Source organism: Agrobacterium sp. LEGMi-208b, assembly GCF_059511785.1.
The window spans coordinates 1,411,968-1,436,250 of record NZ_CM183446.1; the positions used below are offsets into that span (position 1 = coordinate 1,411,968).

The 24,283-nt window shown below is 61.0% G+C and carries 21 protein-coding genes; 17 read left to right on the top strand and 4 right to left on the bottom strand.

Annotation, left to right across the window (positions count from 1 at the left end; genetic code table 11):
- Positions 1-55 precede the first annotated feature (55 nt).
- The 4 genes from AC5YUO_RS21035 to AC5YUO_RS21050 are packed head-to-tail and all read left to right on the top strand — an operon-like array spanning position 56 to position 3,659.
- Positions 56-1,063 carry an ABC transporter permease subunit gene (locus AC5YUO_RS21035; RefSeq protein ID WP_400819225.1) on the top strand — a complete coding sequence of 336 codons (1,008 nt, stop codon included), beginning with the start codon at positions 56-58 and terminating at the stop codon, positions 1,061-1,063.
- On the top strand, positions 1,060-1,974 hold the full coding sequence (locus AC5YUO_RS21040; protein ID WP_080819996.1) for an ABC transporter permease subunit: 915 nt from the start codon (positions 1,060-1,062) through the stop codon (positions 1,972-1,974). Before AC5YUO_RS21035 ends, AC5YUO_RS21040 begins: the two co-directional genes overlap by 4 nt.
- 3 nt (positions 1,975-1,977) lie before the next feature.
- Positions 1,978-2,817 carry an ABC transporter ATP-binding protein gene (locus AC5YUO_RS21045; RefSeq protein WP_496155051.1) on the top strand — a complete coding sequence of 280 codons (840 nt, stop codon included), beginning with the start codon at positions 1,978-1,980 and terminating at the stop codon, positions 2,815-2,817.
- A complete protein-coding gene (locus tag AC5YUO_RS21050; protein ID WP_496155052.1) occupies positions 2,814-3,659 on the top strand; it encodes an ATP-binding cassette domain-containing protein in 846 nt (281 codons plus the stop codon). The genes AC5YUO_RS21045 and AC5YUO_RS21050 overlap by 4 nt, the downstream gene beginning before the upstream one ends.
- A gap of 186 nt (positions 3,660-3,845) precedes the next feature.
- Here the strand turns inward: AC5YUO_RS21050 and AC5YUO_RS21055 are convergent, their stop codons facing one another.
- Both AC5YUO_RS21055 and AC5YUO_RS21060 read right to left on the bottom strand, forming a co-directional pair.
- Positions 3,846-5,315, bottom strand: a complete 1,470-nt coding sequence (locus AC5YUO_RS21055) for a mannitol dehydrogenase family protein (protein ID WP_496155053.1) — start codon at positions 5,313-5,315, stop codon at positions 3,846-3,848.
- A gap of 107 nt (positions 5,316-5,422) precedes the next feature.
- Positions 5,423-6,097 (bottom strand): GntR family transcriptional regulator, encoded by a 675-nt coding sequence (locus AC5YUO_RS21060; protein WP_496155054.1) that lies wholly within the window; start codon positions 6,095-6,097, stop codon positions 5,423-5,425.
- 281 nt (positions 6,098-6,378) lie between these two features.
- On the opposite strand from AC5YUO_RS21060, the gene AC5YUO_RS21065 reads away from it, so the two are divergent.
- A complete protein-coding gene (locus AC5YUO_RS21065; protein ID WP_496155055.1) occupies positions 6,379-7,497 on the top strand; it encodes a mandelate racemase/muconate lactonizing enzyme family protein in 1,119 nt (372 codons plus the stop codon).
- Positions 7,498-7,600: 103 nt separating this feature from the next.
- Here the strand turns inward: AC5YUO_RS21065 and AC5YUO_RS21070 are convergent, their stop codons facing one another.
- Together AC5YUO_RS21070 and AC5YUO_RS21075 are read right to left on the bottom strand one after the other, a co-directional pair.
- Positions 7,601-8,623 carry an LLM class flavin-dependent oxidoreductase gene (locus AC5YUO_RS21070; protein WP_496155056.1) on the bottom strand — a complete coding sequence of 341 codons (1,023 nt, stop codon included), beginning with the start codon at positions 8,621-8,623 and terminating at the stop codon, positions 7,601-7,603.
- Positions 8,624-8,759: 136 nt separating this feature from the next.
- Entirely contained in the window at positions 8,760-9,677 is a 918-nt protein-coding gene (locus AC5YUO_RS21075; RefSeq protein WP_496155057.1) for a LysR family transcriptional regulator, read from the bottom strand.
- Positions 9,678-9,889: 212 nt separating this feature from the next.
- Between AC5YUO_RS21075 and AC5YUO_RS21080 the strand changes: the two genes are divergently transcribed.
- The 12 genes from AC5YUO_RS21080 to AC5YUO_RS21135 all read left to right on the top strand — a co-directional run bounded on the left by AC5YUO_RS21080 (position 9,890) and on the right by AC5YUO_RS21135 (position 24,267).
- Entirely contained in the window at positions 9,890-11,098 is a 1,209-nt protein-coding gene (locus tag AC5YUO_RS21080; protein WP_496155058.1) for an ABC transporter substrate-binding protein, read from the top strand.
- A gap of 29 nt (positions 11,099-11,127) precedes the next feature.
- Positions 11,128-11,913, top strand: a complete 786-nt coding sequence (locus AC5YUO_RS21085) for an ABC transporter ATP-binding protein (protein ID WP_496155059.1) — start codon at positions 11,128-11,130, stop codon at positions 11,911-11,913.
- Between the two features lies 1 nt (position 11,914).
- Entirely contained in the window at positions 11,915-12,616 is a 702-nt protein-coding gene (locus AC5YUO_RS21090; protein WP_496155060.1) for an ABC transporter ATP-binding protein, read from the top strand.
- A gap of 2 nt (positions 12,617-12,618) precedes the next feature.
- A complete protein-coding gene (locus AC5YUO_RS21095) occupies positions 12,619-13,506 on the top strand; it encodes a branched-chain amino acid ABC transporter permease (RefSeq protein ID WP_400820425.1) in 888 nt (295 codons plus the stop codon).
- 1 nt (position 13,507) lies between these two features.
- On the top strand, positions 13,508-14,515 hold the full coding sequence (locus AC5YUO_RS21100) for a branched-chain amino acid ABC transporter permease (protein ID WP_496155061.1): 1,008 nt from the start codon (positions 13,508-13,510) through the stop codon (positions 14,513-14,515).
- Between the two features lie 74 nt (positions 14,516-14,589).
- Entirely contained in the window at positions 14,590-16,185 is a 1,596-nt protein-coding gene (locus AC5YUO_RS21105; RefSeq protein WP_496156537.1) for a GMC family oxidoreductase, read from the top strand.
- 13 nt (positions 16,186-16,198) lie between these two features.
- Entirely contained in the window at positions 16,199-17,083 is an 885-nt protein-coding gene (gene mmsB / locus AC5YUO_RS21110) for a 3-hydroxyisobutyrate dehydrogenase (RefSeq protein WP_496155062.1), read from the top strand.
- The gene (locus AC5YUO_RS21115) at positions 17,080-19,035 is read left to right on the top strand and encodes an acetoacetate--CoA ligase (protein ID WP_496155063.1); all 1,956 of its coding nucleotides are present in this window, start codon (positions 17,080-17,082) and stop codon (positions 19,033-19,035) included. The genes mmsB and AC5YUO_RS21115 overlap by 4 nt, the downstream gene beginning before the upstream one ends.
- A 4-nt stretch (positions 19,036-19,039) precedes the next feature.
- Positions 19,040-19,825, top strand: a complete 786-nt coding sequence (locus AC5YUO_RS21120) for a 3-hydroxybutyrate dehydrogenase (protein ID WP_496155064.1) — start codon at positions 19,040-19,042, stop codon at positions 19,823-19,825.
- A 119-nt stretch (positions 19,826-19,944) separates the two neighbouring features.
- Positions 19,945-20,988, top strand: coding sequence for a helix-turn-helix domain-containing protein (locus AC5YUO_RS21125; RefSeq protein ID WP_496155065.1), 1,044 nt, complete (start codon positions 19,945-19,947; stop codon positions 20,986-20,988).
- Positions 20,989-21,485: 497 nt separating this feature from the next.
- Positions 21,486-21,827, top strand: a complete 342-nt coding sequence (locus AC5YUO_RS21130; protein WP_400820408.1) for a flagellar basal body-associated FliL family protein — start codon at positions 21,486-21,488, stop codon at positions 21,825-21,827.
- A 103-nt stretch (positions 21,828-21,930) separates the two neighbouring features.
- Positions 21,931-24,267, top strand: a complete 2,337-nt coding sequence (locus AC5YUO_RS21135) for a glucose/quinate/shikimate family membrane-bound PQQ-dependent dehydrogenase (RefSeq protein WP_496155066.1) — start codon at positions 21,931-21,933, stop codon at positions 24,265-24,267.
- Positions 24,268-24,283: the final 16 nt, after the last annotated feature.

Consider the following 24,283-nt stretch of genomic DNA (forward strand, 5'->3'; position numbering starts at 1 on the left):
ACAACGGACGCGCGGAAGGACCCTGTTCTTCCGCGCGTCTTTTCAGGAAAAAACCATGATCCGGTTCATTCTCGGCAAACTTCTCTATCTCGTTCCGACATTTCTCGGGATCACCTTTGTCGCCTTCTCCTTCGTGCGCGTCCTGCCGGGAGATCCCGTGCTGCTGATGGCGGGCGAACGCGGCATTTCACCCGAGCGGCATGCGCAGCTTGCCGAACAGCTCGGCTTCAGCCAGCCCATCTGGCAGCAATATCTGCATTTCCTCGGACGGCTGCTTCAGGGCGATCTCGGCAATTCGCTGGTCACCAAAAAACCCGTTCTTACCGAGTTCCTGTCGCTTTTTCCCGCGACGGTCGAGCTTGGCCTTGTCGCCATCATCATCGCAACATTGATCGGCGTGCCGGTCGGCGTCATCGCCGCCATTCGTCGCGGTTCCTGGTTCGACCAGATTTCCATGACGACAGCACTCGTCGGTTTCTCCATGCCGATCTTCTGGTGGGGCCTGCTGCTGATCATCATGTTCTCCGGCATCCTGCAATGGACGCCGGTGTCGGGCCGCATCTCGCTGATGTATTTCTTCCCCTCCGTTACCGGTTTCATGCTGATCGACAGCCTGATTTCGGGCCAAAAGGGTGCCTTCGTGTCGGCCTTTTCGCATCTCATCCTGCCGTCGGTCGTGCTTGCCACCATTCCGCTGGCCGTGATTGCCCGCCAGACACGTTCGGCCATGCTGGAAGTCATGGGTGAGGACTATGTGCGGACCGCGCGCGCCAAGGGCATGTCGTCCGCCCGCGTCGTCGGCATTCATGCGCTGCGTAACGCCATGATCCCGGTCATCACCACCATCGGCCTGCAGATCGGCGTGCTGATGGCTGGCGCCATCCTGACCGAAACCATCTTTTCCTGGCCGGGTATCGGCAAGTGGATGATCGATTCCATCTCGCGCCGCGACTATCCGGTCGTGCAGAGCGGCCTGCTTCTGATTGCGGGTCTGGTGATGATCGTCAACCTGCTCGTCGATCTGACCTATGGCCTCATCAATCCGAGGATCCGTCACAAATGACCGATGTGACCACCACTCCCGGCGTCCGCCTTTCGGACGCCGCCATCCGCCGCCGGATGCTTGCCGATTTCTGGTTCTATTTCCGCCAGAACCGCGGCGCCGTCATCGGGCTTGCCGTCTTCATCCTGCTTGTGCTGGTGGCGATCTTCGCGCCCATTCTGGCCCCGCATGATCCGACACAACAATATCGCGATGCGCTGCTCGTTCCGCCGGTCTGGCAGGAAGGCGGCCGCGCCGGCTTCTTCTTCGGCACCGATGCGGTGGGCCGCGACATGCTGTCCCGCCTGATCTACGGCGCGCAATATTCGCTGTTCATCGGCGTTGTCGTCGTTTCCATCGCGCTTGTCGGCGGCATCGTCATCGGTCTCGTCGCCGGCTTCTTCGGCGGCTGGGTGGACACCGTCATCATGCGTGTGATGGATGTCATTCTGGCGTTTCCGTCGCTGCTTCTGGCGCTGGTGCTGGTTGCGGTCCTCGGGCCGGGTCTCACCAATGCCATGATCGCGATTGCCATCGTCTACCAGCCGCATTTCGCGCGTCTGACACGCGCTGCCGTGATGAGCGAACTCAGGCGTGAATACGTCACCGCGGCCCGTGTGGCGGGGGCCGGCAATTTCCGGCTGATGTTCAAGACCATCCTGCCGAACTGCCTTGCGCCGCTGATCGTTCAGGCAACCTTGTCCTTCTCGTCTGCGGTTCTCGATGCTGCGGCGCTCGGCTTCCTCGGCATGGGCGCACAGCCGCCCGCCTCCGAATGGGGCACGATGCTGGCGGAAGCCCGCGAGTTCATCCTGCGCGCCTGGTGGGTTGTCACTCTTCCCGGCCTGACGATCCTGATCTCGGTGCTCGCCATCAACCTGATGGGTGACGGCCTGCGCGATGCGCTCGATCCCAAACTGAAGCGGAGCTGAGCAATGAGCCTGCTGAAAATCAAGAACCTCACCGTCAAATTCGCCACCGCCACCGGCGCCTTCACGGCTGTCGACGGTATCGATGTTTCCGTCGACAAGCATGAGGTGCTGGCCATCGTCGGTGAGTCCGGTTCCGGCAAGTCGGTATCGATGCTCGCGGTCATGGGGCTTCTGCCCGATACGGCGACGATCACCGCCGATGAGATGACCTTCGACGGCAAGAACCTTTTGAACATGTCGTCGCAGGAGCGCCGCAGGGTGATCGGCCGGGAGATCACCATGATCTTCCAGGAACCCGTCGCCTCGCTCAATCCGTCCTTCACGGTCGGTTTCCAGATCGAGGAAGTTCTGCGCCTCAATCTCGGCATGAGCGGCGCGGCCGCGCGTGCCCGCGCCCTTGAACTGTTCCGGGCTGTCGGCATTCCTGATCCCGAAACCAAGCTCAAGGCATACCCGCACCAGATGTCGGGCGGCCAGTGCCAGCGCGTGATGATCGCCATCGCGATTGCCTCCAAGCCGCGCCTTTTGATCGCCGACGAGCCGACGACCGCGCTCGACGTGACGATCCAGAAGCAGATCCTCGACCTGCTGATGAAACTGCAGGAAGAATACGGTATGGCGCTGATCCTCATCACCCATGACATGGGCGTGGTGGCGGAAACCGCAGACCGCGTCGTGGTGCAATATAAGGGCCGCAAGATGGAAGAGGCGGATGTCTTAAGCCTCTTCGAAGCCCCGCAGCATCCCTATACCAAGGCACTGCTTTCGGCCCTGCCGGAAAATGCCACCGGCGATCGTCTGCCCACGGTCTCCGATTTCTTCGGCAAGGAGGGCGTTCGATGAGTATTGTTGTCGAAGGCAAGGGTATTACCCGCCATTATCACGTTCCCGGCGGCCTGTTCGGCGGCGCGAAAACGGTTCAGGCCCTGAGGGGCATCGATTTTGCCGTCGAGCGCGGCAAGACGCTTGCCATCGTCGGCGAGTCCGGTTCGGGCAAGTCGACGCTTGCCCGCATCATCGCGCTGATCGACCCGGCATCCGGTGGTGAGCTCAAGATCGAAGGCAATCCGGTCGATATCGCCAGGCGCCGCCCCGACACACAGATGCGCTCCAAGGTGCAGATGGTGTTCCAGAACCCCTATGGCAGCCTCAACCCGCGCCAGAAGGTGGGCGACGTGCTGATGGAACCGCTCGTCATTAACACCAAAATGCCGACTGCGGAGCGACGCGAGCGCGCCGAAGCGATGCTGGTCAAGGTCGGCCTCGGCCCGGAACATTTCAACCGTTATCCGCACATGTTCTCGGGCGGCCAGCGCCAGCGCATCGCCATCGCGCGCGCGTTGATGCTGAACCCCGCGCTGCTGGTGTTGGATGAGCCGGTCTCGGCACTCGATCTTTCGGTGCAGGCGCAGGTCTTGAACCTGCTGCGTGATCTGCAGGAAGAATTCGAGCTGACCTATGTTTTCGTCAGCCACGATCTTTCCGTGGTGCGCTACATCGCCGACGACGTGCTGGTCATCTCCAAGGGTGAGGCTGTCGAGCAGGGCTCGCGCGAGGAACTCTTCGCCGATCCGAAGCACCCCTACACGCGCCAGCTTTTCGCCGCGACACCGATCACGGATGTCGATGCGATCCGCGCCCGTGTGGAGCGCCGCAAGGCGGCCCGGCTGGCAGCGACAGCCTGAGCAGCGAGCACTCGTATTGCAGGTCTGGGATTTCCGATCTTAGGCTGCCGACGAGCGTATCCTCAAACGCGACGTCATCCTCGGGCCTGTCCCGAGGATCCACTCACGTATCGTAAATTGATACCTCCTAGATGCTCTGGGCAGGCCCGAGCATGACGGTGGAGAGTTTTTCGACCTGCGCGCTTTTCAGGGCGTCAGAAATTTGCCGATGGCGCCGAGCGCGCCATGTTCCCGGACGTCATGATAGGCGGATTTTAGACTGGAAACGAAGGTGTCGTTCCTAGGCAGGTCGTTGCCAAATGTGCGCTCGAAAGTCAGAAAACGGTCGACAACCGCATCCGGCGCCATTGCCAGTTGATCCGGCGCATCCCACTCCCTGAAAGCGGGATCGAGAATGGTGATCGGCTGCCCCTTTTCATTCTTGTCCGCGCAGGACCTGATCCATAGCGCGACGGCGAAAATGACCGTCCGGTTTTCAGCCTTCTCCGCAAGCAATTCGCGCAACGGGGCGAGAATGCGCAACGGTACTTTCTGCGACGCATCGGAGGCGATCTGCATGGTCTTGTGCTGCAACGAGGGATTGGCGAAACGCTCCCGCAGGCCGGCCGCAAATTCCGCACCATCGACGCTGGGGTCCAGCGTCCGGCCGACTTCGCGCCAATAGGCGTCGATGAAATCGCGCACGGCCTTTTCACCCCAGGCATCGGCAACGGTGGCAAGGCCGGCAATCTGGCCGATGGCGGCGATGGCGCTGTGGGAACCGTTCAGCATTCTGAGCTTCATATGTTCATACGGCTCGACATTGCCGACAAATTCTACCCCGGATTTCTCCAGCGCCGGTCTTCCATGCGGGAAACGGTCCTCGATGACGAAGCGGAAATAGGGCTCCGCCACCACCGGCCAGGCATCGCCGAGGCCGAGCGCGGCCGAGATCGCATCCCGGTCCGCGTCAGTGGTGGCGGGAACGATACGGTCCACCATCGAGCAGGGGAAGGCAATATTGGTTTCGATGAATGAAGCCAGTTCCGGGTCGGCCAATTCCGCAAACTCCAGCAGCAGCTTGCGCAGCACATGGCCGTTGGCGGGCAGGTTGTCGCAGGACAGGAGTGTCAGAGGGTGAGAACCCTCTTTGCGCCTGCGTCGCGTGGCCGCAAGAATGAAGCCAAAGATGGAACGCGGCCGGTCCGGGTTTTCGAGGTCATGGATGATATCAGGGTGTTCGCGCAGGAGGCTGCGGGAGGCGAGGTTGGTCAGATAACCCTTCTCCGTCACGGTGAGGGTGACGATCAGAACGTGCGGATCGGCCAGTCGCTCCACCAGCCGTTCAGGGGTCTGCGGTGCGACGATGGTTTCCAGAATCGAACCGATGATGCGCAGGCGCTCGCTCTCACCGTCCCGCAGGCAAAAGGTGTAGAGATTGTCCTGCGGTTCGATGGCGTCGCGCGTATCCGGGCTGCGCAGCGATGCGGCCACGATGCCCCATCGGGTCTCGCCGCGATTGAGGCAATCATCGATGAAAACCGCCTGATGTGCCCGGTGAAAGGCGCCGACGCCAAGGTGAACGATGCCCGGCGTGATCTTCTCACGGTCATAGGCGGGTATTGTGACTGTTTGCGGCAGGCGGGGCAGGGTTGCAGTGGAAAGCCGGTCTGTCATCGATGCGAAATCCCCATGCGGAACGGGACGGCCGTGGCTCGCACCGCTGGAATTGCGACGCTCAGGTTTTCGCGCATGTCAGTTCCTCCCCTTATCTTCTGAATGGATCAGGCCCCGGCCTCTTTGAGCAGCCGGATCTGGCGCAGCGTGTTCTGACGGCTGCGCTCCAGATGCCGCCACAGGGCGTCAATGATCTGGGCCTTGCTGCCAGCGGCGATGGCATCGGTGATATTCTGGTGCTCCTCGACCGAGCGGGCGTAGTCACCGAGGATCGAGACGAAAACCGTGTGGGTCTGGTCGAGAATGCGCCCGTGCGAGCCGGAAATGACGGGAATGCGCGCGGCCGAAACGAGGCTCGCATGGAAGCTGCGATCGTAAAAAAGCGCCTTCGATAATTCATCCAGCGTCGAGCCTTTGGCGAATTCGCGATGTTTCGCAAGGCTTTCCAGAAGCTCCGCGTGCAGCGCCCCATCCAGTTGCCCGGCATCGAAGGCCACGTCCACCGCGCCTTTTTCGAGCAGCATTCTGGCGGCGTAAAGTTCTTCCACATCCTCCACGGTGAAATCGCGCACCACCATGCCGCGCCTGGAGGAATTGACCACCAGCCCATCGGCCTCGAGTTTCAGGCAGGCTTCCTTGACCGGCGTGGGGCTGATGCCGAGATCGGCGGCAAGCTCATTGGGCAGCAGGCGTTCGCCGCCGCGCAATCTGCCGCTGACGATGCGCGCGCGCAGTTCCTGATGCGCCTGTTCGGCGAGGGTGACTTTGACCAGCGAGTTCATGGCCGCATCATTGCCCAGCTTTGAGACATGGGCAATGACCAAATATTAAAAATAAAAAATTTTTTATTTTACAAAGTCTGTTTTTCCGGTAGCTCTATCTGCCATCGGAAGCCGGTTGCCGGAGGAGGGCAGTCCGGCAATCCCCTGACCGTTCAAGTCCCGCAGTCGTTGGGTGCGGGACAATGACGCGCCTCCATCCGCCAATCGGCGAAGCGCCGGCCAGAAAGGGACTTCCGCCTTTCCTCCCCGCAAGCCGTTCAAGCATCGAGGAATGACCGATCATGAAAATTACCGCTGTCGAACCTTTCATCCTGCATCTGCCGCTGACCTCGGAGTCGATTTCCGACTCCACCCACAACATCACCCATTGGGGTGTCGTGGGGGCAAAGATCACCACGAGCGATGGCCTTGAGGGCTATGGCTTTACCGGCACCCATGCGCATCTGCCGTCCGACAGGCTGATCACCTCCTGCATCAGCGATTGTTATGCGCCCTTGCTGCTGGGAGAGGATGCATCCGAGCATTCAAGGCTCTGGACGAAACTCGCCCGTTACCCCTCGCTGCAATGGGTCGGCCGGGCAGGTATCACGCATCTGGCGCTGGCCGCGATCGATGTGGCGCTCTGGGATTTGAAGGCGAAAAAGGCGGGTGTTCCGCTCTGGCATTATCTTGGCGGTGCGCGCACGACGGCGGTGGAAGCCTATAATACCGACATCGGCTGGCTTTCCTTCAAGCTGGAGGATTTGCTCGCGGGCAGCGCAAGGGCGGTGGAGGAAGATGGCTTCACCCGCCTGAAGATCAAGGTCGGACATGACGACCCGAATATCGATATTGCCCGGCTTGCCGCTGTTCGCAAGCGCGTCGGTTCGTCCATCCGCATCGCCATTGACGGCAATGGCAAGTGGGATTTGCCCACATGCCAGCGCTTCTGCGCGGCTGCGAAGGATCTGGATATCTACTGGTTCGAGGAACCGCTGTGGTACGATGACGTCACCAGCCATGCGCGGCTGGCGCGTAACACGTCGATTCCGATCGCGCTCGGGGAGCAACTCTACACGGTGGATGCGTTCCGCTCATTCATCGATGCCGGCGCGGTCGCCTATGTCCAGCCCGACGTGACGCGGCTTGGCGGCATCACCGAATATATCCAGGTCGCCGATCTGGCGCTCGCCCATCGCCTGCCCGTGGTGCCGCATGCCGGCGAAATGAGCCAGGTGCATGTGCATCTAAGCTACTGGCACCCGGCTTCGACCATTCTCGAATATATTCCGTGGATCAAGGATCATTTCGGAGAGCCGATCCATGTGCGGGACGGCGTTTACAAACGCCCGGAACACCCCGGCGCCAGCACCACGCCTTTGACTGAAAGCTTCGCCCGTTATGGCAAGACGGTAAAATGAGCAGCGGTATACAGCCCGGATTTTAAGGGAGGGAAAGCCCGTCCTCCGTCATGCCGGATCAAGTCCGGGGTGACGGAGTGTGGATGATGCAGTTTTTCCAAATTTAGCGCCAGCCGAGCGCCGGGGCGACCTGCTTGAGGATCGTCTCGATCACATGGGCGTTGTAATCGACGCCCAGCTGGTTCGGTACTGTCAGGAGCAGCGTGTCGGCCTCGGCGATGGCTTCATCGGCTTTCAGCTGTTCGATCAGTTTTTCCGGCTCGGCGGCATAGCTGCGCCCGAAGATCGCGCGTGTCTTGTCGTCGATATAGCCGATCTTGTCATCGCCTTCGTTGCCGTAACCGAAATAGGAGCGGTCGCGGTCGTTGACGAGGGCGAAGATGCTGCGGCTGACCGATACACGCGGCTCGCGGGCATGTCCGGCTTCCTTCCAAGCTTCCCGGAAGGTGCGAATCTGCTGCGCCTGCTGGATATGGAAAGGCTCGCCCGTCTCATCCGTCTTCAGGGTGGAGCTTTGCAGGTTCATGCCAAGCTTTGCCGCCCAGACCGCCGTTGCATTGGAGCTCGAACCCCACCAGATGCGCTCGCGCAGCCCTTCGGAATGCGGCTCCAGCCGCAAAAGGCCGGGCGGGTTCGGGAACATCGGTCTCGGGTTCGGCTCAGCGAAACCTTCGCCCTTCAAAAGCTCGAGGAAGACCTCGGTATGCTGGCGTGCCATGTCTTCTTCGCTCTGACCCTCGGCCGGGCGGTAACCGAAATAACGCCAGCCATCGATCACCTGTTCCGGCGAGCCGCGGCTGATGCCGAGCTGCAGGCGTCCACCGGCGATGAGGTCGGCCGAGCCGGCGTCCTCCGCCATGTAAAAAGGGTTTTCATAACGCATGTCGATGACGCCGGTGCCGATCTCGATGTTTTTCGTGCGCGCGCCGACGGCGGCCAGAAGCGGAAAGGGCGAGGCAAGCTGGCGGGCGAAATGGTGCACGCGGAAATAGGCGCCATCGGCACCGAGCTCTTCCGCGGCGACGGCGAGGTCTATCGATTGCAGCAGCGTGTCCGCAGCCGAGCGGGTTTGTGACTGGGGCGAGGGCGTCCAGTGGCCGAAGGACAGAAATCCGATCTTTTTCATGATGACCTTCCAGATGTCGGAGGATGCCGGTCTTTACAGGCCGGCTTCGTTGTTGTCAGTCATATAGGCTGGGACGCGCATCCTCCAACCGGCCACGCGTAGACACGGTGTCGCCGAAATGTGAACGATGGCCGTTTCACACAATTGTTCGGCGGTCCAGGATGAAGAGGTTCTCATGCGCGCGCGCCGTGTTGAGGATGAAATCCATCAGCGAGCGCACCCGCGGCACATTGGCGAGGTCGTGGTGGCTGGTGAGCCAGTAGCCGCGCCGCAGTTCCACCTCTCCTGCGAGCACCATCTGCAGGTCCGGGAAACGCGCGGCGATGAAATTCGGCAGGATGCACAGGCCCCGGCCGCTCAGCGTGGCCGTCAGCTGCGCAAAAATGCTCGATGACTGAAAACCCGGACGCAGGCCGGGCAGCACGTCGCGCATATAGTCGAGACCCGGCGAGAAGATCAGATCCTGCACGTAACCGATGAAGAAATGATCGAGCAGGTCCTCGCGTTTGGTGATTTTGGGCCGCCCGGCGAGGTAGGACCGCGACGCATAGATATGCAGCGTGTAATCGATGATCTGTTCGTTGATGTAAGGACCGGCTTTCGGCGGGTCGAGCGTTACCGCCACATCCGCCTCCTTTCGGGACAGCGCCATGATCTGCTGGATCGTCACCATTTCCAGCATGATGTGGGGATGGGTTATGGCGAAGTCCTTCAGCCTTTCCACGAAGAAAAAATTGGAAAAACCTTCCGGTGCGCTCAAGCGCACGACGCCGCGCAGAAGGCTGCCGCTTTCGGATATATCCGATTGCAGCCGTTCAGCCTCCGCCTCGATGCGTTCGACGGTATCGACCAGCCGCCGTCCGACGGTCGTGAGTTCATATCCGCGCGGGTTTCGCTCGAACAGCTTGGTTTTAAGCGAAAATTCCAGCCGGTCGATATGGCGGGAGACCGTGGCGTGGCTGGTGCGCAGGCTGCGGGCTGCCGATGAGAGCTGTCCGGTGCGGGCCACGGCCAGGAAATATTGCAGGTCGTCCCAGGTGAAAGGGGTGGCCATATTTGTCTCCCATCAAGAGTTCTGTTCAAAAATGAACAGTTCCTGTTCGCAATTTGATGATGACAAGCTCTTGTGTCAACGGCCGAATTCGAGAAGTCTAGGCTCAGGATGCATCGCTTTGAGGAGGGCGGTGCGGCCATTCGGGTGCAACGGTTTCGTTCACCGCTGCACAGACAATCTGAGGCTCGCAATCATCTCTGGGAGGAGAAGTCATGCGCAAGAGTATCGTTTTATCCACGGCCATGGCACTGGCCGCCGGCACCGCCGCTTATGCCGCCGAGATTTCGGACGGCAAGGTCAAGATCGGTATCCTGAACGACCAGTCGGGCGTCTACGCCAATTTCGGCGGCAAATACTCCTATGAAGCCGCGAAGATGGCGGTCGAGGATTTCGGCGGCAAGGTGCTGGGTGCGCCGGTGGAAGTGGTGACCGCCGACCACCAGAACAAGGCGGATGTCGCCTCCAATATCGCCCGCCAATGGTACGATACCGAACAGGTCGATTCGATCATGGAACTGACCTCGTCGTCGGTCGGTCTTGCCGTGCAGGCGCTCTCCAAAGACAAAAAGAAGATCACCGTCAACACCGGTGCGGCAACCACCGAACTGACCGGCAAGCAGTGCAGCCCCTATGGTTTCCACTGGGCCTATGACACCTATTCGCTGGCGGTCGGCACCGGCGGCGCGCTCGTCAAGCAGGGCGGCGACAGCTGGTTCTTCCTGACCGCCGACTATGCCTTCGGTTATTCGCTGGAAGAAAACACCTCCAATTTCGTCAAGGCCAATGGCGGCAAGGTGCTGGGTTCCGTGCGCCATCCGCTCGCCACGACGGATTATTCCTCCTTCCTGCTGCAGGCGCAGTCCTCGGGCGCGAAGGTCATCGGTCTCGCCAATGCCGGTCTCGATACCTCCAACGCCATCAAGCAGGCGGCCGAATTCGGCATCGTCGCCGGCGGCCAGCGGCTGGCAGCCCTTCTCTTCACGCTTGCCGAAGTCCATGGCCTTGGTCTCGAAGCGGCTCAAGGGTTGACGTTGACGGAAGGTTTTTACTGGGATCGCGACGATGAATCGCGCAAATTCGGTGAGCGCTTCAAGGAACGCACCGGCGCCATGCCGAACATGGTGCATGCCGGCACCTATTCCGCCGTGCTGCACTATCTGAAGGCCATCGAAAAGGCCGGCACCGACGATGCCGATGCCGTTGCAAAGGCCATGAAGGAAATGCCGGTCAACGACGTCTTCGCCAAGGATGGCCATGTCGCTGCCAACGGCCGCATGATCCACGACATGTATCTGATGGAAGTGAAGAAGCCGGATGAGAGCAAGCAGCCGTGGGATTATTACAAGGTGCTCGCCACCATTCCCGGTAAGGAAGCCTTCATGGACCCCGCAAAAAGCGGTTGCCCGCTGGTAACGCAATAAAAGACTGACGCAATAAAGGGGAAAGTTTCATGACGATCGCTCCCGCCCCCGCCGGGCAGGCCGAATCACGCGTCGTTCTTTCGGCGCGCGGTCTCTCCAAGACCTTCGGCGCATTCGCGGCCGTGAAAAACGTCGATCTCGACGTGCATCATGCCCGCGTGCATGCGCTGATCGGTCCGAACGGCGCCGGCAAGACCACGGTCTTCAATCTGTTGACCAAGTTTCTCCAGCCGACGGGCGGGGCGATCACCTTCATGGGAACGGATATAACAAGGACGCCACCGGACAAGGTGGCGCGTCTCGGCCTCGTCAGGTCTTTCCAGATATCGGCGGTGTTTCCGCATCTGACGGTTCTGGAAAACGTGCGGGTGGCGTTGCAGCGGCCGAACGGCCTTGCAACGCAGTTCTGGCTGCCGCTCTCCTCGCTCGACAGGCTGAATGCCCGCGCCGAGGAGCTGATCGCAACGGTTGGCCTGGTCAGGGAAAAACATGCGCTTGCGGCCGATCTGTCTTACGGCCGCAAGCGGGTTCTCGAAATCGCCACCACGCTGGCGCTCGACCCCAAGGTGCTGCTGCTGGACGAGCCGATGGCCGGCATGGGTGGGGAAGATGTCTCCCATGTCGCCGAGCTCATCCGCGAGGTGGCAAAGACACGCGCGGTGCTGATGGTCGAACACAATCTGAAAGTCGTGGCCGATATCTGCCACCATGTCACGGTGCTGCAGCGCGGTGAAATTCTGGCGGAGGGCGATTATGCCGCCGTTTCCGCCGATCCGCGGGTGCGAACGGCCTATATGGGCACGGAGGAGGCTTGATATGGCGGCGATGCTCGAAGTCTCCAACCTGAAATCCTGGTATGGCGAAAGCCAGGCGTTGCATGGCGTCGACCTGACGGTCGGCGAAGGCGAAACCATCACCATTCTCGGCCGTAACGGCGTGGGCAAGACTACGACGCTGCGCACCATCATGGGCATCATCCGCAACCGCAAGGGCGTCATCAAACTCGGCGGCAAGGATCTGATGCCGGTGCCGCTGCATCGCACGGCGAAATACGGCCTCGGCTTCGTGCCGGAAGAGCGCGGCATCTTCGCGACGCTGAGCGTCGAGGAAAACCTGAAGCTGCCGCCCGTCGTCGCATCCGGCGGCATGACGCTCGATGAAATCTACGAACTGTTTCCCAATCTTCACGAACGCCGCGCCAGCCCCGGCACCAAGCTTTCCGGCGGCGAGCAGCAGATGCTGGCCATGGCGCGCATCCTGCGCACCGGCGTGAAGGTGCTCTTGCTTGACGAACCGACGGAGGGACTTGCCCCGGTCATCGTGCAACGCATCGGCGAGGTGCTGCAGAAGCTGAAGAGCCGTGGCATGACCGTGGTTCTGGTCGAGCAGAATTTCCGTTTCGCCAGCCGTATCGCCGACCGTTTCTACCTGATGGATCACGGCCAGATGGTCAGCGATTTTCCGGTCAGCGAGCTTTCCGGCCGCATGGGCGAGCTCAACAAGGTGCTGGGGGTTTAACTATGACGATGATCTTCGGCGTTCCCATTCAGGCGCTTCTCGGGCAATTGCTGGTCGGCCTCATCAACGGGTCTTTTTATGCGCTGCTGTCGCTCGGTCTCGCCGTCATTTTCGGCCTGCTGCGCGTCATCAATTTTGCCCATGGCGCGCAATATATGCTCGGCGCTTTTGTCGCCTTCCTCGGCCTGCAATATTTCGGCATCAATTTCTGGGTGGCGCTCATCGTCACGCCGCTCGTCGTCGCTTTGTTCGGCGCGATCGTTGAACGCTTCCTGCTGTCGCGGCTTTATGATCTCGATCCGCTTTACGGGCTGCTTTTCACCTTCGGCCTGGCGCTGGTGGTGGAAGGCACGTTCCGCTGGCTTTATGGTGCGGCGGGCCAGCCCTATTCGGTGCCGCGCGCGCTTGCCGGCGGCACCAATCTCGGTTTCATGTTCCTGCCGAATTACCGCGCTTTCGTTGTCGTCATTTCGCTCATCGTCTGCATCGCCACCTGGGCGCTGATCGAAAAGACGCGTCTCGGCTCCTATCTGCGCGCCGCGACGGAAAATCCGACGCTGGTGCAGGCTTTCGGCATCAACGTGCCGGTGTTGCTGACGCTGACCTACGCACTGGGCGCCGGCCTTGCCGGGTTCACCGGTGTGCTGGCCGCACCCATCTACCAGGTCTCGCCGCTGATGGGCACGAACCTCATCATCGTCGTCTTTGCCGTGGTGGTCGTCGGCGGCATGGGCTCGATCATGGGCGCCATCGTCACGGGTTACATGCTGGGCGTCGCCGAAGGCCTGACCAAGGTGTTCTACCCGGAAGCCTCCAACATCGTCATCTTCGTCATCATGGCCTTTGTGCTGCTCATCCGCCCCGCCGGACTTTTCGGAAAGGACGCCTGATATGTCCAAAGCCACCCATAGCTCCACCGCCGGTACGCTGCCGCAGACGGAAGTGTCTGCGACGGCCGGAACCATCAAGACGGTGCTCATTCTCTTGGGGCTCGCCGTCCTCATCGCCGCACCGATGTTCGTTTACCCGATCTTTCTGATGAAGCTCCTGTGCTTCGCGCTGTTTGCCTGCGCCTTCAACCTGTTGATCGGTTATACGGGTCTGCTGTCCTTCGGCCATGCGGCGTTTTTCGGCGGTGCGGCCTATTTCACCGCCTATTCGGTGAAGGAATGGGGCGTGACGCCGGAGATCGGCCTTGTGATCGGCATGGCAGGGGCGGCCCTTCTCGGCTTGGTCATCGGCTTTTTCGCCATCCGCCGCCAAGGCATCTATTTCGCCATGATCACGCTGGCGCTGTCGCAGATGTTTTATTTCTTCTGCCTTCAGGCGCCGTTTACCCATGGCGAGGACGGCCTGCAGGGCGTGCCGCGTGGCCACCTCTTCGGCCTTCTCGATCTCAATGCGCCGCTCAATATCTATTATACGGTGCTGGCCGCCTTCGTCATCGCGCTGCTGGTCATCTGGCGTTTCGTCAACTCGCCCTTCGGCATGATCCTGAAATCCATCCGCGAAAACGAGCAGCGCGCCATTTCGCTGGGCTACAGCGTGCAGCGCTACAAGCTCGGCGCCTTCGTCATGTCGGCGGCGCTTGCCGGGCTTGCGGGCGGTCTGAAGGCGCTGGTCTTCCAGTTCGCCACGCTCACCGACGTGACGTGGCAGATGTCCGGCGAAGTGATCCTGATGACGCTGCTCGGCGGCATCGGCACCATGATCGGGCCGATTTTTGGCGCAGGCCTCGTCGTTACCCTGCAGAACTATCTCGCGACATCGGATTTCCCGGTCACCATCATCACCGGCCTCGTCTTCATGGCCTGCGTTCTGGTGTTCCGGCGCGGTCTTATCGGCGAATTTTATGCTTCCCGGCTGGGGCGGAAACTCGGCTTTCAGCACCGCAGCTAGACATTTTTGAAAACACAGACAAGGCCTCCTCCGCGTCCGGGACGGTGCGGCAAGGGTGGCGCATGGAGAACAGCATGGGCGAATATGACTATATCGTCATCGGAGCGGGGAGTGCCGGATGCGTTCTCGCCAACCGCCTTTCGAAAGATCCGAACAACCGCGTGCTGCTTCTGGAAGCGGGCGGCAACGACAATTACCACTGGATCCATATTCCGGTCGGCTATCTCTATTGCATCAATAATCCGCGCACCGACTGGTGTTTCAAGACGGCGGAAGAGCCGGGGCTTAACGGCCGCGCGCTGATCTATCCGCGCGGCAAGGTTCTGGGCGGCTGCTCCTCCATCAATGGCATGATCTACATCCGCGGTCAGGCCCGTGATTACGATATGTGGCGGCAACTCGGCTGTGAAGGCTGGGGGTGGAACGATATCCTGCCCTATTTCCTGAAGTCGGAGGATTTTTATCGCGGTAAAAGCGACCTGCATTCCGCCGGCGGCGAATGGCGCGTGGAAAAGGCGCGGGTGCGCTGGGACGTGCTGGATGCCTTCCAGAAGGCAGCGGGCGAAGCCGGCATTCCCGCGACCGATGATTTCAACCGGGGCGACAATGAGGGTGCGGGTTATTTCGACGTCAACCAGCGCTCGGGCTGGCGCTGGAACACGGCAAAGGCGTTTCTGAAACCGGCACTCGGGCGTAAGAACCTGACGGTTCTCACCAAGGCGCATGTCAAGCGTCTCATCATCGAAGAGGGCCGCGTTACGGGTGTCGAGTTCCACCATGACGGCGTCCTGAAAAAGATGCGGGCGCGGCGCGAAACGGTGCTGTCCGCAGGCGCGATCGGCTCGCCGCATGTTCTGGAGCTTTCCGGCGTTGGCCGTGGCGACGTGCTTCAGGCCGCCGGCATCGACACCGTGGCTGAGGTTCAGGGCGTGGGTGAGAACCTGCAGGACCATCTGCAATTGCGCATGGTCTACAAGGTCTCCGGCGTCCTGACGCTGAATGAACGGGCCTCGACCCTGTTCGGCAAGGCGAGGATCGGCCTCGAATATGCGCTGACGCGCTCCGGGCCGATGTCGATGGCGCCGAGCCAACTCGGCGTCTTCACCCGTTCCTCGCCGGAAAAGGAAACCGCCGATCTGGAATATCATGTCCAGCCGGTTTCGCTCGACAAGTTCGGTGATCCGGTTCACACTTTTCCCGCCATTACCGCAAGTGTCTGCAATCTGCGGCCGGAAAGCCGGGGCTCAGTGCATGTGAAAGGACCGGATTTCGCCATGCAGCCGGAAATCCGCCCGAACTATTTGTCCACCGAAGGCGACCGGCAGGTGGCCATCGATGCGATGCGGCTGACGCGGCGCATCGTCGCCCAGCCGGCGTTTTCCCGCTTCAATCCGCAGGAATACCGGCCCGGCCCATCCTTCGAAAATGACAATGATCTCGCCAAGGCGGCGGGCGATATCGGCACCACCATCTTCCATCCCGTCGGCACATTGCGCATGGGGTCGGATGTGGAGAGCGTTGTCGATAACAGGCTGAAATTCCGCAGGCTCGCCGGGCTGCGCGTCGCCGACGCTTCGGTGATGCCGCGCATCACTTCCGGAAATACCAATTCCCCGACGATCATGATCGCCGAAAAGGCTGCCGACATGATCCTTGTGGATAATCGCTGAAAGGAGCGCACCGATGAAGACCGTCGCTTTTCTCGGGCTGGGACATATGGGCCTGCCGATGGCCGCCAATCTCGTCAAGGCGGGTTATACCGTCAGGGGATATGATCTCGCCGACGCCTGCCGTGCGGCGGCGAAAGAGGCCGGCATTCCAGTGGCAATGGATTCTGCCGAAGCAACGGACGCGGCGGATGTGATCATCACCATGCTGCCGAAGGGCGAACATGTCGTTGCGGTCTATGGCGATCTGGTTCGAAAGGTATCTGCCGGAACGCTTCTCATCGATTGCTCGACGGTGGATATGGAAAGCGCGCTGAAAGCGCATGAACTGGCCGCTTCCGCCGGTTGCCCCTCGGTCGATGCGCCCGTTTCCGGCGGAACCGGCGGGGCTGCCGCCGGCACCCTGACCTTCATGTGCGGCGGCGAGCCTGAGGCCTTTTCGGCGGCAAAGCCGGTGCTGGAGGCGATGGGCAAGAAGATCGTGCATTGCGGCAAGGGCGGTAACGGCCAGGCGGCGAAGATCTGCAACAACATGATCCTCGGCATTTCCATGATCGCCGTTTCCGAAGCTTTCGTGCTGGGCGAAAAACTCGGGCTCTCGCATCAGGCGCTGTTCGATGTCGCCTCCACCTCTTCCGGGCAATGCTGGTCGCTCACCACCTATTGCCCGGTGCCGGGGCCGGTGCCGACATCGCCCGCCAACAAGGATTATCAGCCCGGCTTTGCGGCGGCCTTGATGCTGAAGGATCTGACGCTTTCGCAGGAGGCGGCGAATGGAGCCGGAGCCTCCACTCCCCTCGGTGCCGCGGCAGCGTCGCTTTATGAGAATTTCGTCGACGAGGGGAGCGGCGGGCGCGATTTCTCCGCCATCGTGGAAATGCTGCGCGGGGGCAAAGCATGACGGACGCCGCGCCATCCGACATCTTATGGGTGCCGCCTGAGAAGAGGCGGGAGCGCTCGGCGCTTTTCTCCTTCGCGACGAAAACGGCAAAGCTGCACGGGCAGGCCGCCGATGATTATGCCGGGCTGCTGCGCTGGTCCATCAACGCGCCGGATGAGTTTTACGATGCGCTGTGGGATGAACTCGGGATCATTGGCACACGCGGCGACACGGCGTTCAAACCGGGCGCGACGATCCGGGATGCCGAGTTCTATCCGGACGCAAGGCTCAATTATGCCGAAAACCTGCTGCGCGATGCCGACGAGCGAGTGGCCATCATCGCCCATCGCGACGATGGCACGAGGCGCGAGATTACCCGCAGACAGCTTTACGACGAAGTATCCCGCATGGTGCAGGCGCTTGCTCATGCTGGCGTGAAGGAGGGCGACCGCGTCGGGGCCATCGTCACCCATGATATCGAGGCGATCGTCAGTTATCTGGCTGTCAGCGCCATCGGGGCGATCTGGTCGTCCTGCTCGCCGGATTTCGGCCCTGCCGGCGCCTCCGACCGCCTGTCGCAGATCGACCCGAAAATCCTCCTCGCGGTGCCGGAATATGGTTATGCCGGCAAGCGCATCGATGTCGCTCCGACCATCCGCGCCGTCGTGGAAAGTGCGGCTCCCGAAAAAATCGTGCTGATCGGTGATGCCGTTCCCGAAAGCCTCGCCGATCTCGGCTGCGTGACGCTTGCGGATTTCGTCGCGCCCTATGCGGCGGGTGAGATTGCTTTCAACCGTCTTCCCGTCAAGGCGCCGCTGGCGATCCTTTATTCCTCGGGCACGACAGGCAAGCCGAAATGCATCACCCATTCCGGCGGCGGCCTGCTTCTTCAGCATATGAAGGAACAAAAGCTGCAATGCGATATTGAGGAGGGGGAGCGCTTCTTCTATTTCACCACCTGCGGCTGGATGATGTGGAACTGGCAGGTCTCCGGCCTGGCGCTCGGCGCGACGCTCGTCACCTATGACGGCAATCCCGGTTATCCCAACCCTGCGCGGCTGATCGATCTCATCGATGCTGAACGGATCGCGACCTTCGGCACCTCGGCGAAGTTCATCGACGCGTGCCTCAAAGCTGGGCTGAAGCCGCGTGAAAGCCACGATCTTTCATCGCTGAGGACAATTCTCTCCACCGGCTCGCCGCTCATCCCGCAATCCTTCGATTACATCTATCGCGACTGGAAGGCCGATGTGCATCTTGCCTCGATTTCCGGCGGCACGGATATCTGCGCCTGTTTCCTCGGCGGCAACCCGCTGCAGCCGGTGCATCGCGGCGAATTGCAGGGCGCGATGCTCGGCATGGATATCGACACGCTGGATGATGAGGGCCGTTCGGTTCGCGGCGTTGCCGGCGAACTCGTCTGCCGCAATGCGCATCTCTCCATGCCGGTAAAGTTCTGGGGCGATGCAGATGGTTCCCGGTATCAGGCCGCATATTTCGACCGGTTTCCGGGCATATGGGCCCATGGCGATTTTGCCGAACTGCGCCCCTCCGGCGGATATGTCATTCATGGACGTTCGGATACGACGCTCAATCCCGGCGGGGTTCGCATCGGCACGGCGGAAATCTACCGGCAGGTGGAAACCGTGCCTGAAGTCGAGGAGGCCATTGCCGTGGGACAGGATATAGACGGCGACCAGCGGGTCATCCTCTTCCTGCGCATGAAGGGCGGCGCGGTCTTGACGGAAGAGCTGGAAAAGACCATCCGCAGCCGCATCCGCTCAGGCGCCACACCGCGGCATGTGCCGGCAAAGATTATTGCCGTCAGCGCAATTCCCCGCACCCGTTCGGGCAAGATTTCCGAAATCGCGGTGCGCGACACCATCCATGGCCGGCCGGTGAAGAATGCCGATGCGCTCGCCAATCCCGAAGCGCTCGAACTTTTCCGCAACCTGCCACAGCTGAAGGACTAGGCCGATGGAGGATCAACCGAAAACCGTGCTGGTCACGGGCTCCACCAGCGGCATCGGGCTCGCCATCGCCAAGCGGTTCGCCGAAGCCGGGTTTCTGGTTGCCGTCCACGGCGTGGAGACGGCGGAAGAAGGTGCGCAGGCCCTTGAAGCGGTTGCGAAAGTGGCGCGCCACCGGCCGGTCTATTTTTCCGCCAATCTCGCCCATTACGACGAGAGCGCGCACCTCCCGGAAAAAGTCATCGCCGAGTTTGGCCGCATCGATGTGCTGGTCAACAATGCCGGCATCCAGAAGGTCGCGCCGATCGACGAGTTCGATTTCGCCGATTTCTCCCGCATCGTCGCCATCTCGCTCGACAGCGCCTTTCACACCATCCATGCGGCCCTGCCGGGCATGAAGGAACGGGGCTGGGGCCGCATCGTCAATATCGCCTCCGCCCACGGCCTGCGCGCTTCGCCCTTCAAGGGGCCTTATGTCGCGACCAAACATGCGGTGGTGGGCCTGACGAAAAGCGTGGCGCTGGAAGTGGCCGAACTCGGCATTACCTGCAACGCCATCTGCCCCGGTTACGTCTGGACGCCGCTTGTCGCCGCCCAGGTTGCCGATCAGGCGCGCGTGCATGGCATGAGCGAGGAGGATGTGGTGAAAAAGGTGATGCTGGCGCCCCAGCCGACCAGACGGTTTGTGCAACCGGAAGAAGTGGCGGAAATGGCGCTTTATCTCTCCGGCGATATGGCGCGCTCCATCACCGGCACGACCATCTCCATCGATGGCGGCTGGACCGCGAAATAATCTTGGCGCACCCACCTCCAGCGAACCATCTCGCTGGCATCCGGCATTGTTAGGCGATTTCAATCCTGTATAGTTTTCGTGGACGGCGGGGGTCAGCGCCGTGTTCACGGAAAAACGGTGTGATGAACACAGGGTCTTTTGAAGCGCCGCTGGCGCGCTCGCGCTTCGATACGCGCCATGTGCCGAAACGCGATGCCATGGCGCTGTGGCGTGATTCGATCAACGTGCTTTTCGATGCCCGCCTGCGGCGCTCGCAGGATGACGGTTTCTTCGCCAGCGTGGACGCCGCTTTCATCGGCAATGTCGCGCTTGGCCGCACCCAGTCCTCGGCGCAGGATTTCGACCGTTCGCGCCACAAGCTTGCCCGCGACGGCATGGACGGTTTTCTCCTGCAATTTTACGCCAGCGGACAAAGCATGTCGCGGCGCGGATCGGGCGAGACCGCAGGCCCCGGCGACCTCTATCTCATAGACATGGCGCAACCGCTGGCCACCGCCACGACCGACCACGATCATCTCAGTCTCGTCGTGCCGCGCCGGCTGCTGGAAGGCAGGCTTCTCGGTTCCGGCAACCATCATGAGCGCGTGCTGCCGGCCGGTCTGCCGCTGGTATCGCTGCTGCGCGAAACGATGACGAGCATCTATCGCCATTTCGACATCATGAATGCCGGCGAGGGTGCTGCCACGGTCTCGCCGCTTCTGGAACTCGCCGCCGCCGCCATCAACAATCATGTCGGGCACGACAATGCGCAGGGTGTGCAGCGGGCGCTCAGGGCATCCATCCGGCGTTACATCGACAATCATCTTCTCGATCCGGCCCTCTCGGTGGAGAAGGTCATGGGTGAGTTCGGCGTATCCCGGCGCACCGTCTACCGGCTCTTCGAGCCGCTGGGCGGATTTTCGGCCTGTATTACCCAGCGACGTCTTGAACGCGCGATGGATTTTCTGCGGGCGCCGCAATCGGCGCATATGACGATTGCCGAGGTGGCGGCGTCCTATGGTTTCACCAATCCGGAAAATTTCAGCCGCGTCTTCAAGAGGACCTTCGGCCTTTCGCCGCGCCAGATGCGGCATTTCGCGTCCGAAAGCCGTAACGTCACGTCGGATATTCTGAAGCCGGATAGCGCCGAATGGACACGCTGGATCGTGCAGCTCGGCCGCTGATCACGCCTGGTCGGGCGTCGACCTGACACTTTATGACGGTTTCTTGGCACAATTCGACTATTCGCTGCGGTTGCGCTGCAACGGGGATGCGCCTGTCCTCCAGACGTGCCAAACAGGAGACGTTATTTTTATCGATATATTGCCTGACAATCATGATGCTGAAAATTCCTGCTTTTCTCGACCTGTGGCGCGGATGGCGTCATGCGGTGAAAAAATACCTTTCCTTTTCCGGTGCCGGATTTCATGCGGCGGCATCGCCCCTGTCTTCGGCGAATTCCGACAACCTCCCGGACGACCCATGGGAAACGGATGGAGCACGCCCGCCGGTCTCCTGGCTGGGTCTCGGGCAAAGCTTTAGCGCGGTGGATGTGGCAGGCTGCGACGGCTCAGAGAGGTCTCGGTTACCGGCCGAGTGCGGCTAAAGTCGTTCTCCGACAATCTGGAACAAAACCCTGACCCCGGGGATTAGATCAACAGGGTCACAGGGAGTGAAAGACATGGCCAGAGAAAATGCCAGCTATCTCGACGGTCGGGATGCTCACAAAAGCGAAACGGCAACGCGTGCGCGGCAGGGATCGCGCGGACGTCCGGTCCTTGTCATTCTGATCGTCAGCGTGCTTCTTGCATTGGTGGTTTGGGCCGTTGTCGAATATTCGGTTTTCGAACCCGACGAAAACCTGCCGCAGAACCCGCAGACCGAGACTGCGCCCGTGCCGCAGCAGCCGTCCGGATCCGGAAGCTTCGACAACAATCCGGCGAATGGCCGCGCCCAACCGCCGGCATCGACGGAAACCAATCCCGCGCCGCAGGATTCCACCGGAGCGCCACAAAACCCGTGACCACCATGACGTGAATTTTTTTCGCGATCATGATGATTTCCATGGAACCAGATCGCGCCCGATTTCATTTCACGCAAAGTGACAGGAATCGGGGGTTTCATTCATGGCAGTCACCGTCACTGCAGTTGTTCTCACACTGATCGGTCTTGCGCTGTTCGGTTTCGGCTCTCAGCTCGTCATGCTGGGCGGGAGCTTTTATTACGTGCTTTCCGGACTGGCCTTTCTTTTAACGGCCATTCTGCTGTTCAAGCGCAATCGCGCAGCCCTTCACGTCTATGCCGTCTTCATTGTCGCGACGCTCGCCTGGGCCGTCTGGGAAGTCGGCTTCGACTGGTGGCAGCTTGGCCCGCGCGGCGGCATCATCATTCTCATCGGCCTCTGGCTTCTGGTTCCATGGGTCAGAAAGCCGCTCGGTTTTGCGAGCCCGACCGGGCTTAGCTACGGCCCGAATGCCTGGCCGCTTGCGCTCTCCGTCCTCGCCTCGATCGTCGTGGCCGGATATTCCATGGCGCAGGATCCGCACGAAATGGCAGGTTCGCTGCCCCAGGAAACGGCCTCCGCCACGCCCGCCTATGGCGGCAATGTGCCTGACGGTGACTGGCATCAATATGGCCGCACGCCCTATGGCCAGCGTTATTCGCCGCTGACCCAGGTCAATGTCGAAAACGTCTCGCAGCTCAAGGAAGCCTGGCGTTACCAGACGGGGGATGTGAAGCTGCCCGATGATGTGGGTGAAACCACCTATCAGGTGACGCCGCTCAAGGTCGGCAACACGCTTTATATCTGCACGCCGCATAATTGGGCGATTGCCATCGATGCCGCCACCGGCAAGGAAAAGTGGAAATACGACCCGAATGTCGGTCTCAATCCGGACCGCCAGCACCAGACATGCCGCGGTGTTTCCTATTATGCCGAACCGAATGCCGCGCCGGGCACGGCCTGTGCCGAACGTGTCTATTTGCCGACCTCGGATGCGCGGCTGATCGCGCTTGACGCCGCCACCGGCCAGGTCTGCACGTCCTTTGCCGATCAGGGTGTGCTGCATCTTGAGCAGGGCATGAAATACAATCCCGCCGGCTATTATTATTCGACCTCGCCCCCCGTCATCGTGGCGGGCAAGATCATCATCGGCGGCGCGGTGAACGACAATTATTCCACGCAGGAACAGTCCGGCGTCATTCGCGCTTTCGATGTGAACAGCGGCGCGCTCGTCTGGAACTGGGATTCCGGCAATCCGGCGAAAACCGAACCGATTGCGGCGGGTGAAACCTATACCACCAATTCGCCGAACAGCTGGTCGGTCTTCAGTTACGATGAAGGCCTCGGCCTCGTTTATATCCCGCTCGGCAATCAGGTGCCCGATCAGCTCGGCATGGGCCGCAGCGAGAATGTGGAGAAATATTCCTCCTCGATTGTCGCGCTCGATATCAATACCGGCAAGGATCGCTGGGTGCGCCAGACGGTTCATCACGATCTCTGGGACATGGATGTGCCGGCGCAGCCGGTGCTGCTCGATATCACCAAGGACGGCCAGACCGTGCCGGCGCTGGTCGGTCCCACCAAGCAGGGCGATATCTACGTTCTCGACCGGCGCACCGGCGAGCCGCTTCTGCCGATCACCGAAGAGCCCGCGCCGGGCGGTGCCATCCCGGAGGACTTCACCTCCCCGACGCAGCCGACGACGGCCCTGTCCTTCAAGCCGGAGCCATTGCAGGAAAAGGACATGTGGGGCGTCTCCATGTTCGACCAGCTCGCCTGCCGCATCCGCTTCCATCAGCTGAACTATAAGGGCCGTTACACGCCGCCTTCGCTCAACGGCTCGATCATCTATCCCGGCAATTTCGGCACCTTCAACTGGGGCAGCGTGGCGGTCGATCCCGAACGTCAGGTCATGTTCGGCATGCCGACCTATCTCGCCTTCACCTCGCAGCTCGTGCCGCGTGCCGACATTCCGCCGAAGGGTCAGGACGAAAAGGGTAGCGAGCAGGGCCTGAACCGCAATGACGGCGCGCCCTATGGCGTGTTCATGGGTCCCTTCCTCGGTCCGTTGCAGATTCCCTGCCAGGCGCCGCCATGGGGTTATGTCGCGGGTGCAGACCTGCGCACCGGTGATATCGCCTACAAGCACAAGAACGGCACGGTCTATGACATGACGCCGCTGCCCTTGCCCTTCAAGGTCGGCGTGCCGGGCATTGGCGGGCCGATGATCACCAAGGGCGGCGTGGCCTTCCTCGGTGCTGCTGTCGACAACTTTCTGCGGGCCTATGACCTCACCACCGGCAAGCAGCTTTGGGAAGCGCGCCTGCCGGCCGGCGGCCAGGCAACGCCAATGACCTATGCGCTGGATGGCGGCAAGCAATATGTGGTGATGGTTGCGGGTGGTCACGGCTCCGTCGGAACCAAGCCGGGCGATTATGTGATCGCCTATACCCTGCCGTAATTTCCGCGGGTTTCAA

Bases quoted from the DNA above. Each gene is read 5' to 3' on its own strand.
- AC5YUO_RS21095 (WP_400820425.1), top strand. From the start codon at position 12,619: ATGACGATGATCTTCGGCGTTCCCATTCAGGCGCTTCTCGGGCAATTG.
- AC5YUO_RS21070 (WP_496155056.1), bottom strand. From the start codon at position 8,623: ATGAAAAAGATCGGATTTCTGTCCTTCGGCCACTGGACGCCCTCGCCC.
- AC5YUO_RS21100 (WP_496155061.1), top strand. From the start codon at position 13,508: ATGTCCAAAGCCACCCATAGCTCCACCGCCGGTACGCTGCCGCAGACG.
- AC5YUO_RS21045 (WP_496155051.1), top strand. From the start codon at position 1,978: ATGAGCCTGCTGAAAATCAAGAACCTCACCGTCAAATTCGCCACCGCC.
- AC5YUO_RS21135 (WP_496155066.1), top strand. From the start codon at position 21,931: ATGGCAGTCACCGTCACTGCAGTTGTTCTCACACTGATCGGTCTTGCG.
- AC5YUO_RS21050 (WP_496155052.1), top strand. From the start codon at position 2,814: ATGAGTATTGTTGTCGAAGGCAAGGGTATTACCCGCCATTATCACGTT.
- AC5YUO_RS21055 (WP_496155053.1), bottom strand. From the start codon at position 5,315: ATGACAGACCGGCTTTCCACTGCAACCCTGCCCCGCCTGCCGCAAACA.
- AC5YUO_RS21075 (WP_496155057.1), bottom strand. From the start codon at position 9,677: ATGGCCACCCCTTTCACCTGGGACGACCTGCAATATTTCCTGGCCGTG.
- AC5YUO_RS21035 (WP_400819225.1), top strand. From the start codon at position 56: ATGATCCGGTTCATTCTCGGCAAACTTCTCTATCTCGTTCCGACATTT.
- AC5YUO_RS21130 (WP_400820408.1), top strand. From the start codon at position 21,486: ATGGCCAGAGAAAATGCCAGCTATCTCGACGGTCGGGATGCTCACAAA.
- mmsB (WP_496155062.1), top strand. From the start codon at position 16,199: ATGAAGACCGTCGCTTTTCTCGGGCTGGGACATATGGGCCTGCCGATG.
- AC5YUO_RS21105 (WP_496156537.1), top strand. From the start codon at position 14,590: ATGGGCGAATATGACTATATCGTCATCGGAGCGGGGAGTGCCGGATGC.
- AC5YUO_RS21060 (WP_496155054.1), bottom strand. From the start codon at position 6,097: ATGAACTCGCTGGTCAAAGTCACCCTCGCCGAACAGGCGCATCAGGAA.
- AC5YUO_RS21090 (WP_496155060.1), top strand. From the start codon at position 11,915: ATGGCGGCGATGCTCGAAGTCTCCAACCTGAAATCCTGGTATGGCGAA.
- AC5YUO_RS21080 (WP_496155058.1), top strand. From the start codon at position 9,890: ATGCGCAAGAGTATCGTTTTATCCACGGCCATGGCACTGGCCGCCGGC.
- AC5YUO_RS21065 (WP_496155055.1), top strand. From the start codon at position 6,379: ATGAAAATTACCGCTGTCGAACCTTTCATCCTGCATCTGCCGCTGACC.
- AC5YUO_RS21115 (WP_496155063.1), top strand. From the start codon at position 17,080: ATGACGGACGCCGCGCCATCCGACATCTTATGGGTGCCGCCTGAGAAG.
- AC5YUO_RS21040 (WP_080819996.1), top strand. From the start codon at position 1,060: ATGACCGATGTGACCACCACTCCCGGCGTCCGCCTTTCGGACGCCGCC.
- AC5YUO_RS21085 (WP_496155059.1), top strand. From the start codon at position 11,128: ATGACGATCGCTCCCGCCCCCGCCGGGCAGGCCGAATCACGCGTCGTT.
- AC5YUO_RS21120 (WP_496155064.1), top strand. From the start codon at position 19,040: ATGGAGGATCAACCGAAAACCGTGCTGGTCACGGGCTCCACCAGCGGC.